The sequence below is a fragment of the Pseudorhizobium banfieldiae genome (assembly GCF_000967425.1).
Classification (GTDB): Bacteria; Pseudomonadota; Alphaproteobacteria; order Rhizobiales; family Rhizobiaceae; genus Neorhizobium; species Neorhizobium banfieldiae.
In genome coordinates this window covers 1,811,819-1,827,206 of record NZ_FO082820.1, presented here as the reverse complement: position 1 = coordinate 1,827,206, position 15,388 = coordinate 1,811,819, and the positions used below count along the sequence as shown (strand labels likewise).

Below are 15,388 nucleotides of genomic sequence, written 5' to 3'. Positions count from 1 at the left end.
CCTCAGCGTCGGCGCAATGCCGCCTTGACCTCCTTGATGGCGCGCGCATGCAATTCCGGGCTCTTCTCGATGTTGAAGTGGCCGATGCCCTTCACAGCCGCTTCTCCCTGCCGGACATTGATGTTGGCGAGGTCGCCCCTGAACCCCGGTGCAGGAACGACCGGCGCCCACATATTGCCGCCTCCGGTGTAGAAGTTGATCGTCTTGCGGACGTTACTTGGTACGGGGCCTTTGCCTGTAGGGTCGAAGCTGATGATCAATCCGACGGGGATCTTCAGTGGCTGCAACGCGGTTGCGATGGAGAACGTTACGTCAGCGCCAAGAGAATGCCCGATCAGGATGATTGGCCGGGCCCGCTTCGACTTGCGGTAGCGGTCCGCGATTTCTTTCGCAAACCTCGCGGCATTGGGGAGCGATAGAACCTGTGCATCAACTCCTTCCGCAGTCAGTTGCTTTCCCAGTGTATTCAGGCCTGTGGAGAAGATATCAGCCAGTCCACGGAAGAGATAAACCTGACCCGCAGGAGGTGGGGGCCGCTTCTTCGCGGTTGCCTCAGGGGGGAGGGTAGTGGCGGCCAGCAGGACGGATGCCGTGGAAATTAGCGATCGCCTGGATAACATCAGCTGGCGCACTCCGAAATTGTGTCGTTTTCGCGATCATGCCTGATTCACGCCGCAGACAATAGTGCTGCGTCTGGATGTCGCTGTACTTCTGGGGCTGGAATAGTACACCCCTCGCAGGCAACGATTCCCATCGAGATCCACTGCGGAGATTCAGTTGACGAGCATTATAGATGTGGGCGCCCTCGCAAGTCTATTGCAGGACGCGGCGATCCAGGAAATACGTCCTCGATTTCGCAAGCTGGGAGCCGGCGACATCCGGGCGAAGAGCGAACCTACCGATCTCGTAACGGAGGCGGATGAGGCGGCGGAAAGGCATCTCCGCCGTGCCATAGCCTTGCTCGCGCCGGATGCACTGTTCGTGGGGGAGGAATCTGTCGCTGCCGATCCGGCGATTCTTCACGGACTGGCAGACGCCGAGTTGGCGGTTGTCGTCGATCCGATCGATGGCACGTTCAACTTCGCCTCTGGCATTCCCGCCTTCGGTGTGATGGCATCGGTGGTCTGGAAGGGTGAGACAGTGGCGGGGATCATCTACGACCCCATGGGCGACGACTGGGTGATTGCCGAGAAGGGTTCGGGTGCCTACCTGCGGCGTCCTGATGGAGAAGCAACGCGTCTTGCGGCCGCCGATCCTGCGCCTATCGAGACCATGGTGGGGATGGCATCCACCGGCTATTTCTACGGCGAGGTGCGCGAACGCGTGCTCGGGAACCTGGCGAAGGTGCGCTTCGTAGCGAGCTACCGTTGCGCTGCCCACGAGTATCGCACCTTCAGCGGCGGACACGTGCACTTCGCCATGTATAACAGGTTGATGCCCTGGGATCATCTCGCAGGAACACTGATCGCACAGGAAGCGGGCGGACATGTCGCTCGGTTCGACGGTTCCGCTTATCTCCCGCATCATGTCGACGGTGGTCTATTGGTCGCGACCGACGAGGACAGCTGGCAGATGCTGCGCCGGGAGATCCTTGGAGTATAACGGAGGGGTCACGCGCCACTCCGCTACGAATGCCCGCGCGATCAGACGCGCGGGTTCTGGGCCCGGAACAGGCGGCCTTTTTCTGCGATCAGTACGAAGACAAGGCCTACTATGGAGACGGCGAAAAATCCGGCGACCATGGGCAGGGCCGTACCGTCGAATGCCTGACCGATCATTGCCCCAATCATCCCGCCGCCGATCGTGCCCATGAATCCCAGAACGGACGATGCCGTTCCCGCCACATGGCCCAGCGGCTCCATGGCAAGCGAATTGAAGTTCGAGCCGATCCAGCCGAACTGGAACATTGCCAGAGCGAAGAACGCGAGAAAGAGCGGGAAGGGCATGGGCTGCGGCCCGAAGACCTGGACCAGCAGCCAGAGGCAGGTGATGCCGATAAAGCCGAGCAGCGAGGCATGGGAGAGGCCCCGCATGCCGAACCGACCGACCAGCCGGGCGTTGACGAAGGACGAAAAGGCCATGAAGACGGCGACGGCTGCGAAGGCCGCGGAGAACCACACGCCAAGTCCGTATATGCCGACATAGACCTGCTGGGCCGAGTTGATGAAGCCGAAGAGTGCGCCGAAGATGAACATGCTCGCAATCGTGTAGCAGAGGGCGACGCGATTGGTGAGAACGATTCGGAAGCCGTCGAGGACCGACGTGACGGTAAAGGGTCGGACATCCTCCTGATGCAGTGTTTCGGGTAAGCGAATATACATCCACCCCGCCACCGCCAGGGCGACCAACGCCATGAAGACGAAGATCAGGTGCCAGTCGCCAAACAGAAGGATGATCTGTCCCGTGCCGGGCGCGATGACCGGAACGACCATGAAGACCATCATGATCAGCGACATGACCTCGGCCATCGCCCGTCCTCCATAGATATCACGGACGATCGAGATCGTGATCACGCGCATTGCGGCGGAGCCGATGCCCTGGATGAAGCGGAGGGCGAGCAGGCCGGCGAAGGATGGTACGGCGACCACGGCCAGGGACGAGATGACGTATACCGCGAGGCCGAAAAGCATCGGCTTGCGTCGCCCGAAGCGATCCGAAACCGGTCCGTACGCAAGCTGTGCTAGTCCGAAGCCGAACAGATAGGCGGAAACAACGTACTGCCGATGGTTCTCGTTCTCGACCCCGAGCGCGGCGCCGATCTGCTGCAAGCCGGGCAGCATGATGTCGATCGCCAGCGCGTTGAGCGCCATGAGCATGGCCATCAGGCCGATGAATTCGACTCGGCCCATGCCGCCGAGGCGGTCGGTCGGTGAAATGGGTTTAATCGTCACAATGAAAATTCCATATAAAGAGAAAGCGCCGCATGCACGGCGCCTTGGCAATAGATCCAGTATGGGAAATGTGGATGACGCTATGCGGCGCCGCGCGTGGTGATGCCGTTGTCCTGGAGATGGCTCTGCAGTTCACCAGACTGGAACATCTCGCGAACGATGTCACAGCCGCCGACGAACTCGCCCTTGACGTAGAGCTGAGGAATGGTCGGCCAGTTCGAATACTGCTTGATGCCTTCGCGGATTTCCTGGTCCGCCAGCACGTTGACGCCCTTGTAGTCGAGACCGAGGTAATCGAGGATCTGCACGACTTGGCCGGAGAAACCGCATTGCGGGAACTGCGGTGTGCCCTTCATGAAGAGAACGACGTCGTTCGTCTTCACCTCGTTGTCGATGAATTCGTTAATGCCACTCATGTCGATATCCTTAGCTTGCCGGGTTCAAGGCCCGGATCGTCTAGTGCTTAAATAGCACGCATCGGTGCAATTACCAGCACCGGGAACCGATGGATCCGATCAAAACGGTTGATGGATGAGGCGCGCCGATCAGGCCGGCGCTGATGCATTCCTAGGCCGGCGCCGAAGTCTGGAGCGCAAGCGCATGCAGCGTTCCACCCATGTGTCCCTTGAGGGCGTCGTAAACCATCTGGTGCTGCTGAACGCGGGTCTTGCCGCGGAAAGCTTCAGCGACGACTTCCGCCGCGTAATGGTCACCATCGCCCGCCAGATCCCGGATCGTGACCTTGGCTCCGGGGATCCCGGCCTTGATCATGTCTTCGATGTCTCCCGGGTTCATGGGCATGATGTGGTCCTTCTCGTTATCTCATTCCGCTGAGTCGCAGCTTCTCAGCCAGAGTGCCAAAAACGGCAGCGGCGGTCAAAGGATGCGAGTCCTGAGGGTTCAGTTCATGAAGCCAGGGAACCAGCTTTCGTTGGCATTGACCAAGTCAGGAACGCTGACATCCACGAGGTCGTCTACAACCAATCGGTCGCCTCCCGCCATGCCGAGCTTTCGGAACGGAACGCCGGCGCTTTCAGCGCTGGCCTCGACGAAATTGGCGAGGTCGGCCGGGACCGCTAGGACATAGCGGGCCTGATCTTCGCCGAACAGAAGCGCATGCGCGGGCCCACGCTGATCCGCAAGATTGATCCGCATGCCCTTCGTAGCAGCCATCGCCATCTCCGCCAGCGCGAGGAGCAGGCCGCCGTCGGAGATGTCGTGGCAGGCTGATACCTGACCGTTGCGGATGAGGCCACGTACGAGATCGCCGTTGCGACGTTCAGCGTCGAGATCGACCGAAGGAGCGGGACCTTCCGTTGAACCCAGAACGTCACGCAGGTAGATCGACTGCCCGAGATGGCTGCCGTCCGTTCCGATCATGATCAACACGTCGCCGTCTCTCATGTCGCCGATGCGTGCCATTTTCGACCAGTCGGGTAGCAGTCCGACGCCGGCAATGGTGGGGGTCGGGAGGATGGCGATGCCGTTTGTCTCATTGTAGAGCGAAACATTGCCAGACACGATCGGGAAGTCGAGGGCGCGACAGGCTTCGCCAATGCCCTGGATCGCGCCCACGAGTTGTCCCATGATCTCCGGCTTCTCTGGGTTGCCGAAGTTCAGGTTATCGGTTGCGGCAAGCGGTTCTGCACCCGTGGCCGTAATATTGCGCCAGCACTCGGCAACGGCCTGCTTTCCACCTTCCACAGGGTCAGCTTCGACGTAGCGCGGCGTCACGTCCGACGAGAAAGCCAGCGCCTTGGTGGGATGTCCGTCAACCCTCACGACACCCGCATCGCCACCCGGGCGTTGCAAGGAGTTACCCTGAATAAAGGTATCATACTGCTCCCAGACCCAGCGGCGACTTGCCTGGTTGGGTGAACCGACCAGCTTGAGCAGTGCGACGTTGTAATCCTGCGGCTCGGCGACTTCGCTGGCGGGTAGGGGAGGGTTCCCATTGCCAGCAATCCAGGGGCGGTCATATTCTGGTGCCTCGTCGCCCAGTTCCTTGATCGGCAGGTTCGCGACTTCCTCGCCCTGATGAAGGATGCGGAAGCGCAGGTCGTCGGTCGTCTTGCCGACGATCGCAAAATCCAGGCCCCACTTGACGAAGATGGCCTTGGCCTCATCCTCCTTCTCGGGCCGGAGGACCATGAGCATGCGCTCCTGGCTTTCCGAGAGCATCATTTCATAGGCGCTCATGCGCTCCTCGCGCACCGGCACCTTGTCGAGATCGAGTTCAATTCCCAGGTCACCCTTTGCGCCCATCTCGACAGCCGAGCAGGTCAGCCCTGCCGCACCCATGTCCTGAATGGCGATGACGGCACCGGTCTTCATCAACTCGAGGCATGCCTCCAGCAGGCATTTTTCGGTAAAGGGATCACCGACCTGGACGGTTGGCCGCTTTTCCTCGATCGACTCGTCGAATTCGGCAGAGGCCATGGTGGCACCACCCACGCCGTCGCGACCGGTCTTTGCACCGAGATAGACGACGGGCAAGCCGACGCCTTCTGCCTTGGAGTAGAAGATCGCATCGGATTTCGCCAAGCCGGCAGCGAATGCGTTGACCAGGATGTTCCCGTTGTAGCGTTCATCAAACTCCACTTCCCCTCCGACCGCTGGGACGCCGAAGGAGTTGCCGTAACCGCCCACTCCGGCGACGACGCCCGAGACGAGGTGTTTTGTCTTCGGGTGATCCGGGGCACCGAAGCGTAGCGCGTTCATCGCGGCGATCGGTCGTGCTCCCATGGTGAACACGTCGCGGAGAATGCCGCCAACACCGGTCGCGGCTCCCTGGTAGGGCTCGATGTAGGAGGGGTGGTTGTGGCTCTCCATCTTGAAGACGACGCAATCGCCATCATCGATGTCGACGACGCCCGCATTCTCCCCCGGACCCTGAATGACACGCGACCCCTTTGTGGGCAGGGTGCGTAGCCATTTCTTGGATGATTTGTAGGAACAATGCTCGTTCCACATGGCCGAAAAAATGCCCAGCTCGGTAAAGGTCGGTTCGCGCCCGATCAGGTCGAGAATGCGCTGGTACTCATCCGGTTTCAGCCCATGCGAGGCGACGAGTTCAGGCGTGATCTCAATGCTGTTACGGATGTTCATGGTCTTCTCGGGCTAGGGGCGGTATCTGCCGGTCTCTTTAGCCTAAGCAGTCAAAAGGCGCGACAGGAAATTTCCCGTCGCGCCCTGCTTTTGCCGCTACCGAAATGGCGCTGAATCTAGAACTTGTAGCCGACCATGACGCCACCGCGCGAGAGGCCGTTGTTGGGGCCGTCACATAGATTCGCATGGGACGAATGCTCGAGATGCGCAATGACACTCCATCTGTCGGTGACATTGAAGCCGGCAGCCACATACTCGTGGAACAAGGCGCGGCATCCGAGCTTGGGACCGTTTCCACCATCGTCGATGTCGAGATCACCGTCATGCAACGTACCGCCGAAGCCGAGCTCCAGGAAGAAGCGGTCGGTAACATTCGCCGTCCAGGAAAAACCTGCATAGACCTGGTTAGCTTCGCCCTCTGTGGCGATTGTACCGCCCACGTGGATGCGCGGCCGTAGAAGCCTGTCCCATCCGGCCGCTTCCATGTGGCTCCACGGATCGAAAAGAAGCATGCCGGTCACGAAAGCGCCATCCTCCCCGTTGAGGTCGGAACTGTCGACGGAGGTCAGGACGCCAAACCGCGCTTCGTCGAATATCCGTCCGGTGTCCTCGACGACAGGTGCGGCCGCAATGGGTGCTTCCGACGCTGGAAGGTCTGCTGCGAAGGCACAGGTCGACGAAAGTACGGCAGCAACTGCCAAGACGGCGAAAGGTTTGTGCATCAGTTTACAAGCGCTCCCAATACGTCCGCGGTCATGATCACGCCACACTGTCACCACAGATTCGGCGAGACCTTAAGCTGGCGATACGGGCTCGTGCAACAGCTATCCGTTTTTATCGCACGGTCTCGACTCGGCGACGGCGGCACGTGACATTTTGGCTACGGCGAAGCTCAGCAGCCGGACGTCCCGCTTGCCCATTTGAGAACGTCGCGTCTGATCCGATCTCCCGACGCGCCGTCCATAAGCGGCCCAAATGCATCGAGGCGAGCGGGGCTGCCCTCGGCTTGGACCACGAGCACGGGCCTTGATTCGGGACTGTTACGAGGAACGGCAAGAATTCGAGGTCGCCCGGAGAAGGAGTTCAGCTCTGGCGCGAGCCGATAGGGCTCGAACGTGGGATCGCCTGACTTGAACCAGCACCGGTTGGCATTGACGGCGACCCGTTCCATTGTCGGTAGCGCGGCACGATCCGGAGAAGCTGGCGGCGAACGATCCGACTGGCAGGAGGTGAGGGCGAGTGCGACGGTTGCCGACAGCGATGCGACGCGGATCGCAGGATGAAGATGCATCGGATTTCCTTGTTGACGGGGAGAGTGTCCATCGCTGGCCTGTGCTGTATCAGGCTGCAATCACATCCAGGGCGGATGCAAAAATGCCCCTCCCATCAAGCCCGCCATGCGCCGCTTCGATGAGGTTCTCCGGATGCGGCATCATGCCAAGAACATTGCCTGCCGTGTTGATGACACCCGCGATATCGCTGAGCGAACCGTTTGGGTTGGTGCCGGCGGCGTATCTGAACACGATCTGGCGGTTGTCCTGCATGGACGCCAGTGTCTCTTCATCGACGAAGTAATTGCCGTCGTGGTGGGCTACGGGGCAGCGAATGACCTGGCCCTCTTCATAGGCACGTGTGAAGGCCGTGTCGGCGTTCACGACCTCGAGAAGGACTTCCTTGCAAACGAAGCGCAGCGACGTGTTGCGCATGAGCGCGCCTGGAAGGAGGCCCGCCTCGACGAGAATCTGGAAACCGTTGCAGACTCCCAGGACCTTGACGCCCTTGTCTGCTTTCTCCCGAATGGCCTGCATGACGGGCATGCGGGCGGCAATCGCCCCGCAACGGAGGTAATCGCCGTAGGAGAAACCACCCGGGATCACGATGAGGTCGACATCCGGAATGCTCGTCTCCGTTTGCCATACGGTGACAGGTGCCTGACCGGAGATCTTGGTCAGGGCATCGATCATGTCCCGATCACGGTTGAGGCCGGGGAGTTGGACGACAGCTGATTTCATGGGTGCGGCTCGAACCTTGATTGAGTTTCCTGGAGTTCACGCCACTCCAGAGTGTTTGATCCCGTCTTGTAGCGGTCGGGGATGCCCAACTCAATCGCGATCATTGTACCGCGTCTGCCAAGCACAGCCGAATGTATCACGGATACGACGCCTCAGCCGTCAGTCGAGAGCAATGGTATAATTCTCGATCACTGTGTTCGCCAGCAGCCTCTCGCACATGTCCCTGAGGCTCGCCTCTGCCGCGGCGCGATCGGTGTCGTCGAGCTCGATGTCAAACACCTTGCCTTGACGGACATGACCAACACCCTGAAAGCCGAGGCTGGCAAGCGCGCCTTCAATGGCTTTGCCCTGCGGATCGAGCACACCGTTCTTCAGCGTTACCGTTACCCGTGCCTTGATCACTGTCGTCCCCCGTCCGTTACTTCACGAGAACCGGGCCGGTGCCGCGGATCGGTTCGTTTTCGTTGATGATGCCAAGGCGGCGCGCGACTTCGGAATAGGCTTCAACCAGCCCGCCCATGTCGCGGCGGAAGCGATCCTTGTCCATCTTCTCCTTGGTTTCGATGTCCCACAGACGGCAGCTGTCGGGAGAGATTTCGTCGGCCAGGATGATGCGCATCATGTCGCCTTCGTAGAGGCGGCCGCATTCGATCTTGAAGTCGACCAGCTGGATTCCAACGCCGAGGAAAAGGCCGCTGAGGAAGTCGTTCACCCGAATGGCCAGAGCCATGATATCATCGAGTTCAGCCGGATTTGCCCAGCCGAACGCGGTGATGTGCTCTTCCGAGACCATCGGATCGTTGAGTGCATCGGACTTGTAGTAGAATTCGATGATCGAACGGGGAAGGACGGTGCCCTCCTCGATTCCAAGGCGGGTCGAAAGGGAGCCAGCGGCGACATTGCGCACCACCACCTCAAGCGGGATCATCTCCACTTCCTTGATGAGCTGCTCGCGCATGTTGAGGCGGCGGATGAAGTGCGTCGGAATGCCGATCTTGTTGAGATGGGTAAAGACGTATTCCGAGATGCGGTTGTTCAGGACGCCCTTGCCGTCGATGACGTCGTGCTTCTTCTTGTTGAACGCAGTGGCGTCGTCCTTGAAGAACTGGATCAGCGTGCCGGGTTCGGGACCCTCGTACAGGATCTTGGCCTTGCCTTCGTATATACGGCGGCGACGGTTCATTTCTTATTGTCTCATTGTTGGCGCCTCGTGGCGCAGTGAAAGGTGGTTGAGCGGTCCCATAACGGAAAAGATCGAGAATCACAATGATGCGATTCCTCCGTGGCTGGGGAGCAATGACCCGTTGACAGAGGTAGACTTCCCAGCGGCAAAGCGATGTCTTTCCGTGCTGAGGAAACCCTGCCTCTTTGGCCTAGCCAACATATCCGGGCGCGTCGATAGCTAGGCGATGAATCCGGCATGATTTCGGCGCCTGACATGGCAGGATGCGCTTTGACAAATCGCATTGCACTTTCGGAACGCTTTTGATTTATGGACCTACGAGAACCGATTACGGGGAGTTAAGTCATGACCAGCATGAAAGACCGCGAACGCGCATTCGAGAACAAGTTTGCGCTCGACGAAGAGCAGAAGTTCAAGGCCGTCGTGCGGCGGAACAAGCTCGTCGGCCGCTGGGCCGCCGAACTCCTGGGACGCGATGCCGACGCGTATGCACAGGAGGTCGTCGAAGCGGATTTCCAGGAGGCGGGTGAAGAGGACGTGTTCCGCAAGCTGCGCGCCGATTTCAATGCCGCTGGCGTCTCGATCTCCGACGAAGACATCCGCCAGAAGATGTTCGCCTATCTGCAGGACGCCGTTGCTGAGGTGAAGCAGTAAGCTTCACCTCAACCTATCCGCGCGAAAGCCGCGTCGGTCGCCGACGCGGCTTTTTCGTGCGGGTCAGGCCTTCAGGCGAGACAGGAACTGGGCGAAGACCATGGTGCCTTCGGGCCATGGGCCGTGTCCGCTCTCCGCGTTGATATGTCCCGATTCTCCGGCGTCGATCAGCAACGATCCCCAGGCGGCAGCGATGTCGTCAGCGTGTTCGTAGGAGCCGAACGGGTCGTTGCGGCTGGCGATGGTCACCGTCGGGAAGGGTAAGGGATCGCGCGGATAGGGGCCAAAGCTCATCAGGTGACGGGGACGCACGGCAGGATTGTCAACCTCGGGCGGCGCTACGAAGAAGGCGCCGACAACCTGCTTCCTGAACAGTGGGATCGCGTGGACCGCCGAGGGGATGCCGAGAGAATGGGCCACGAGGACTACCGGCTGCGTTGCCGCATTCACCTCCTCGGCAACCTTCGCCACCCAGTCCTCGCGTACCGGCTTTGACCATTCCGCCTGTTCAACCCGGCGCGCGGTGGAAAGTTTGGCCTCCCAACGGCTCTGCCAGTGATCGGGCCCGGAATTGGTGTAACCCGGAATGATGAGAATTTCGGCTTCTGATGCTTTCATGATGGCGCCGATTTGAGAAACCGAATGGCTGAAGTCAAGGGCCAGAGCCGTAACAGGAGCCCGGTGGGGGCGCTCCAGACGCTGATCCGTGTATGCAGGTAGTCTCCCCGTAACCGGTGGATGCCGGCGACTAGGTCTCGCCGAACACCCGGCGGAAGATGGTATCCACATGCTTGGTATGATAGCCGAGATCGAACTTCTCGCGGATATCTTCCTCGGAAAGCGCCGCCCGCACTTCTTCGTCGGCCAGCAGTTCCTCCAGGAAGTCCTTGCCCTGTTCCCAAACCTTCATGGCGTTGCGCTGTACCAGGCGATAGGCGTCTTCACGCGACACACCGGCCTGCGTCAGAGCCAGAAGCACACGCTGTGAATGAACAAGTCCGCGGAACTTGTTCATATTGTTGATCATGTTCTCCGGGTAGACCAACAGCTTGTCGATGACGCTGGTCAGGCGTGCCAGCGCGAAGTCCAAGGTTACCGTGGCATCGGGGCCGATCATTCGCTCGACCGACGAGTGCGAAATATCGCGCTCGTGCCAGAGTGCGACGTTCTCCATGGCCGGCATGGCATAGGAACGGACCATTCGCGCCAATCCCGTCAGATTCTCCGTCAGCACCGGATTCCGCTTGTGCGGCATGGCGGAGGAACCCTTCTGGCCCGGCGAGAAATACTCCTCGGCCTCCAGAACCTCAGTTCGCTGCAGGTGGCGGATCTCGATGGAGAGACGCTCGATCGACGAGGCGATCACTGCAAGCGTCGAAAAATACATGGCATGGCGGTCGCGTGGGATCACCTGGGTGGAAACCGGCTCCGCCTTCAGTCCCATCGCCGCTGCTACGTGTTCTTCAACGCGCGGGTCGATGTTGGCGAAAGTGCCGACGGCGCCGGAGATCGCACAGGTTGCGATTTCATCCCGAGCGGCCATCAGCCGGGTCTTGTTGCGGTCGAACTCGGCATAGGCCTGGGCCAGCTTCACGCCGAAGGTGGTGGGCTCGGCGTGAATTCCGTGGCTTCGTCCTATGGTCACCGTGTCCTTGTGTTCAAAGGCGCGCCGCTTCAGTGCTTCGAGCAACTTGTCCATACCCGCCAGCAGCAGGTCGGTGGCGCGGACGAGCTGGACGTTGAAGCAGGTGTCGAGCACGTCGGAGGAGGTCATTCCCTGATGGATGAAGCGACTGTCGGGACCGACGAACTCCGCCAGATGGGTCAGGAACGCGATGACATCATGCTTTGTCACCGCCTCGATCTCGTCAATTCGATCAACGTCGAAGGTCGCGGAGCCACCCTTCTCCCAGATCGTTTCCGCAGCAGACTTGGGGATGACCCCGATCGCCGCCAGGGCATCGCAGGCATGCGCCTCGATCTCGAACCAGATGCGGAATTTCGTCTCCGGCGACCAGATCGCGACCATATCGGGGCGGGAATAGCGGGGGATCATGGGCAGAGGCCTTCCATCGACAGCAGGGGTGGGGCCGCTTTAGCAAGAACCGGCCTGAAGCTCAATCTCGGGTCTGTCAGACCGTGCGAGCGGCAGCCCGCAGAGCCTGGATGCGTTCCCGGTAGCTCTCGACGCTGTTGCCCTGGAAGACTGCAGAACCCGCCACGAAGACATTGGCGCCGGCTGCCGCCACTGCACCGATCGTCTCCGGCGTAATGCCACCATCCAGCTGCAACTCGATCGGCCGGTGGCCGATCATGGCCTTGGCAGCCCGGGTCTTCTCGACCATGGCGGGAATGAACTTTTGGCCGCCGAAGCCTGGATTGACGCTCATGATCAGAATGAGGTCGATCTCGTCGAGAACGTTTTCCAGCAGGGATAGTGGCGTCGCGGGATTGAGTGTGACTCCGACCTTCTTCCCGAGGGTACGTATCGTCTGCAACGACCGGTGCAGGTGTGGACCGGATTCCGCGTGGACGGTGATGCCGTCGCAGCCGGCCTTGGCGAAGGATTCGAGGAACGGATCGGCCGGCGTGATCATCAGGTGACAGTCGAAGAACGCCTTGGTATGCGGACGAAGGGCCTTGATCACATCGGGACCATAGGAAATGTTCGGCACGAAGTGACCGTCCATGACGTCCAGGTGGATCCAGTCCGCGCCTGCCTCGACCACGTCACGCACCTCCTGTCCAAGTTTTGCGAAATCTGCGGCGAGGATGGACGGGGCGATACGGATGGGCAGGGTGGTCATGGGTGTCTCCAGCTATTCCGAGGCCCTGTATCACCGCCGCCGCTTGGGAACAATCATTCCGTCGGCGGGGCGACCGCGACGAAACGGCCGCCTTGCCACTGCTGCAGCCGAAATGGATTCTGGACGAGTTGCTGACCGGTATCGAATTCCACGGGTCCGATCACCGTGCCAAATTCGCGGTCGACAAGCCGCGCGGCAAGACTTTGGGACTGCTCTCCAGACAGCGCTGCTGCCACTATCTCGATCGCCGCATAGGCAGGGAGGGTATAGCCGTCCGGCTCGACGTTTGCTGCCCGCAGCGAGTCCGTGACGTCAGCGGCAGAGGGAAGCTCGGAGTAGTCGGGCAGGGCGGCGGTCAGGACGCCTTCCCGCAGCGGAACGGGGCGGTTTGCGGCGCGCATGGTGTCGCCGGCAAGGATCGTCAGCGGAATGCCTTCGACCTCTGCGTCGCGGGCTATCACCGAGACATCGTTCCTGTCTCCGCCAACAATGAGATGGGTTGCACCAGCCTTCGAAAGCCTGCGAACAAGGGCAACCTGCTGCTCCTGGCCCGGCCGGTAGGTATCGACGAAAACCGGTGAGATGCCACCCTGCTCGATTGCCTCGCGGATGGCGCTGGCCAGTTCACGGCCGTAGATCGTGCCATCGTCTATGATGGCAACCGGCTCCGCCTTCCATCGCTCCAGTACCGTCTGCGAAATCGCTTGGGCCTCGTCATCCTCGCCTGGCGCCATGCGAAAGAGCGGCCATTGTTCCCTAAGTGCATCTTCCATGAGGATGTCGGATCGCACAGCGACAGTCAGCGCGGGGATCCCGGCCTCGGCAAGTGCGGGCATGAGCGTGGATAATGATTCTGTGCAGAGGAAGCCGACCGCTGCCACCGCGTCAGCCTCGCGCATCCGGGCCGCCAGATCCGTGTTCGTGCCTGCCTCGCAAGGCTCGTCCAGCGCCAGCGCCGTATGTCCGGCTGCTTCCGCAGCTGCGCGCGCACCTTGAAGGATCTGGCCGCCGAGCATTGCATATGGGCCCGTTTGCGGTGCGACGACCGCGATCGTCTCCGCTTTGGCCAGAAGCGGCACAAGTAATGCCGCGGCGGCAATCATGCTGGTGGGGCGGATGCGCATGCTATTCCCATTCCTTCTTTCCAAGACATTTAGCTGTCCGATGCTGGGGATCAAAGCAATTTGCGGGATGCGGGCGCAACGCGGGGTGCGGATAGCCGTAGACAAGGCGAGAAGAGAACGCCATATCGGGCTGACGCTGAACGCTCGCAGTCTTCGGAGAGGCATTTGACACGACAGCAGCTTGATCCCGCGACCTATCGGAACGGGATGGCACTTTACGCTGGACACGTCCAGGTGGTCACGACCGAACATCAGGGTGTAAGGCGAGGGGTGACGGTCACGGCAGCCTGCTCTGTCTCGGACAATCCGCCGACCCTCCTCGTCTGCCTCAACGCAAGCAATCCTGGCAACGAGATCTTTGCGGAAAGCGGAGTATTCACGCTCAATTCGCTGGCTGCGCACCACGAGCAATTGGCAACCGGATTCGCCGGGCTTGCTGGGGGCTCCGTCGCGGATCGTTTCGCCTTGGGGGAATGGGAATCCCTGGAGACGGGGGCGCCGGTGCTCTCGGATGCGCTTGTTGCCTTCGATTGCCGTATCACTGAAATCCGTCCCGCCTCGACGCATTTCGTCATGTTCGGCGAGGTCTTGGCCATGCATTTCGGCCCGCGCAATCCGGCGCTGATCTATCTGGACCGGGGCTTCCGCACGCTCTAGACTGTGTCTTCAGGAGGAGACATGACGCAAGACGGCAGAGCGCCCCTACCAGCCTCGATCGACGAAACTATCGCCCTCCTCGAGGCTCACGACTACCTTGTGGAGCGGAGGCTTGCGACGGTTGTTTTCCTCGCCTTGCGGATGAAGCGGCCCCTTTTCCTGGAAGGCGAAGCCGGCGTAGGAAAGACGGAAGTTGCCAAGACCCTTGCCGCGGCACTGGACCGGCCGTTAATCCGCCTGCAATGCTACGAGGGTCTCGACGTTGCATCAGCCGTCTACGAGTGGAACTATCCCGCCCAAATGCTGGAGATCCGCCTGTCGGAGGCGGCAGGTGTCCGCGATCGCGAGCGGCTCGAGACGGATATTTTTGCCGAAAAGCACCTGATTCGGCGCCCTGTACTGCAGGCGCTCGGACAGCCGGGCATGGCCGCACCGGTCTTCCTTATCGACGAACTCGACCGGACCGACGAGGCGTTCGAGGCGTTCCTGCTGGAGGTTCTGTCTGACTTCCAGGTGACGATTCCCGAGCTCGGCACGATCAAGGCCGCCGAACCGCCGATCGTCATCATTACCACCAACCGGACACGCGAGATCCACGACGCTCTCAAGCGCCGCTGCCTCTATCACTGGGTGGACTATCCCGACGCAGCACAGGAGCTGGAAATCATTCGGCGCAAGGTTCCGGGATGCGCGGATGCGCTGTCCCGGCAGCTGGTCGGCTACGTCCAGCGGCTGCGCAGCCTGGATCTCTTCAAGAACCCGGGTGTCGCGGAGACCATCGACTGGGCAACGGCACTGACGGAACTGGACAAGCTTGCGCTGGATCCGGAGACCATTTCCGATACCCTCGGCACATTGTTGAAGTACCAGGACGATATCGCTCGCATCCAGGGAGACGAGGGCAAGCGGTTGCTTTCGGATGTGAAGGCAGAGCTTCTCGCGGCGGGATGAA

At 60.6% G+C, this 15,388-nt stretch carries 18 protein-coding genes; 4 read left to right on the top strand and 14 right to left on the bottom strand.

The window, feature by feature from the left end; genetic code table 11:
- Positions 1 to 2 precede the first annotated feature (2 nt).
- On the bottom strand, positions 3 to 620 hold the full coding sequence (locus tag NT26_RS09045; RefSeq protein WP_052638469.1) for a thioesterase domain-containing protein: 618 nt from the start codon (positions 618 to 620) through the stop codon (positions 3 to 5).
- A 157-nt stretch (positions 621 to 777) separates the two neighbouring features.
- Between NT26_RS09045 and NT26_RS09040 the strand changes: the two genes are divergently transcribed.
- A complete protein-coding gene (locus NT26_RS09040) occupies positions 778 to 1,602 on the top strand; it encodes an inositol monophosphatase family protein (protein ID WP_052638468.1) in 825 nt (274 codons plus the stop codon).
- 41 nt (positions 1,603 to 1,643) lie between these two features.
- On the opposite strand, the gene NT26_RS09035 is transcribed toward NT26_RS09040, so the two are convergent.
- The 9 genes from NT26_RS09035 to purC form a co-directional block, all read right to left on the bottom strand.
- Positions 1,644 to 2,849, bottom strand: coding sequence for a multidrug effflux MFS transporter (locus NT26_RS09035; RefSeq protein WP_052641996.1), 1,206 nt, complete (start codon positions 2,847 to 2,849; stop codon positions 1,644 to 1,646).
- A gap of 122 nt (positions 2,850 to 2,971) precedes the next feature.
- The gene (grxD, locus tag NT26_RS09030; RefSeq protein WP_052638467.1) at positions 2,972 to 3,307 is read right to left on the bottom strand and encodes a Grx4 family monothiol glutaredoxin; all 336 of its coding nucleotides are present in this window, start codon (positions 3,305 to 3,307) and stop codon (positions 2,972 to 2,974) included.
- A gap of 151 nt (positions 3,308 to 3,458) precedes the next feature.
- Complete coding sequence (locus tag NT26_RS09025; protein ID WP_052638466.1) at positions 3,459 to 3,692, bottom strand: BolA family protein; 234 nt, start codon at positions 3,690 to 3,692, stop codon at positions 3,459 to 3,461.
- A gap of 99 nt (positions 3,693 to 3,791) precedes the next feature.
- A complete protein-coding gene (gene purL, locus NT26_RS09020) occupies positions 3,792 to 5,999 on the bottom strand; it encodes a phosphoribosylformylglycinamidine synthase subunit PurL (protein ID WP_052638465.1) in 2,208 nt (735 codons plus the stop codon).
- A gap of 116 nt (positions 6,000 to 6,115) precedes the next feature.
- Positions 6,116 to 6,721 (bottom strand): acyloxyacyl hydrolase, encoded by a 606-nt coding sequence (locus NT26_RS09015; protein WP_065814525.1) that lies wholly within the window; start codon positions 6,719 to 6,721, stop codon positions 6,116 to 6,118.
- A gap of 170 nt (positions 6,722 to 6,891) precedes the next feature.
- Complete coding sequence (locus NT26_RS09010) at positions 6,892 to 7,290, bottom strand: hypothetical protein (protein ID WP_052638464.1); 399 nt, start codon at positions 7,288 to 7,290, stop codon at positions 6,892 to 6,894.
- A gap of 49 nt (positions 7,291 to 7,339) precedes the next feature.
- A complete protein-coding gene (gene purQ, locus NT26_RS09005) occupies positions 7,340 to 8,011 on the bottom strand; it encodes a phosphoribosylformylglycinamidine synthase subunit PurQ (RefSeq protein ID WP_052638463.1) in 672 nt (223 codons plus the stop codon).
- A gap of 159 nt (positions 8,012 to 8,170) precedes the next feature.
- Positions 8,171 to 8,413: a phosphoribosylformylglycinamidine synthase subunit PurS gene (purS, locus tag NT26_RS09000; protein ID WP_052638462.1), complete on the bottom strand. Its 243-nt coding sequence runs from the start codon at positions 8,411 to 8,413 to the stop codon at positions 8,171 to 8,173.
- Between the two features lie 16 nt (positions 8,414 to 8,429).
- A complete protein-coding gene (gene purC / locus NT26_RS08995) occupies positions 8,430 to 9,194 on the bottom strand; it encodes a phosphoribosylaminoimidazolesuccinocarboxamide synthase (protein ID WP_052638461.1) in 765 nt (254 codons plus the stop codon).
- A 345-nt stretch (positions 9,195 to 9,539) separates the two neighbouring features.
- Between purC and NT26_RS08990 the strand changes: the two genes are divergently transcribed.
- Entirely contained in the window at positions 9,540 to 9,848 is a 309-nt protein-coding gene (locus NT26_RS08990) for a DUF1476 domain-containing protein (protein ID WP_052638460.1), read from the top strand.
- 63 nt (positions 9,849 to 9,911) lie between these two features.
- On the opposite strand, the gene NT26_RS08985 is transcribed toward NT26_RS08990, so the two are convergent.
- The 4 genes from NT26_RS08985 to NT26_RS08970 all read right to left on the bottom strand — a co-directional run bounded on the left by NT26_RS08985 (position 9,912) and on the right by NT26_RS08970 (position 13,779).
- Complete coding sequence (locus NT26_RS08985) at positions 9,912 to 10,466, bottom strand: RBBP9/YdeN family alpha/beta hydrolase (RefSeq protein ID WP_052638459.1); 555 nt, start codon at positions 10,464 to 10,466, stop codon at positions 9,912 to 9,914.
- Between the two features lie 130 nt (positions 10,467 to 10,596).
- Entirely contained in the window at positions 10,597 to 11,904 is a 1,308-nt protein-coding gene (gene purB / locus NT26_RS08980) for an adenylosuccinate lyase (RefSeq protein ID WP_052638458.1), read from the bottom strand.
- A 76-nt stretch (positions 11,905 to 11,980) separates the two neighbouring features.
- Entirely contained in the window at positions 11,981 to 12,655 is a 675-nt protein-coding gene (gene rpe, locus NT26_RS08975) for a ribulose-phosphate 3-epimerase (protein WP_052638457.1), read from the bottom strand.
- A 53-nt stretch (positions 12,656 to 12,708) separates the two neighbouring features.
- Positions 12,709 to 13,779, bottom strand: coding sequence for a branched-chain amino acid ABC transporter substrate-binding protein (locus NT26_RS08970; protein WP_052638456.1), 1,071 nt, complete (start codon positions 13,777 to 13,779; stop codon positions 12,709 to 12,711).
- A gap of 165 nt (positions 13,780 to 13,944) precedes the next feature.
- Here NT26_RS08970 and NT26_RS08965 point away from each other — a divergent pair, with 165 nt between their 5' ends.
- Positions 13,945 to 14,436: a flavin reductase gene (locus tag NT26_RS08965; RefSeq protein WP_244467682.1), complete on the top strand. Its 492-nt coding sequence runs from the start codon at positions 13,945 to 13,947 to the stop codon at positions 14,434 to 14,436.
- 21 nt (positions 14,437 to 14,457) lie between these two features.
- Positions 14,458 to 15,387, top strand: a complete 930-nt coding sequence (locus NT26_RS08960; protein ID WP_052638455.1) for an AAA family ATPase — start codon at positions 14,458 to 14,460, stop codon at positions 15,385 to 15,387.
- Position 15,388 lies beyond the last annotated feature (1 nt).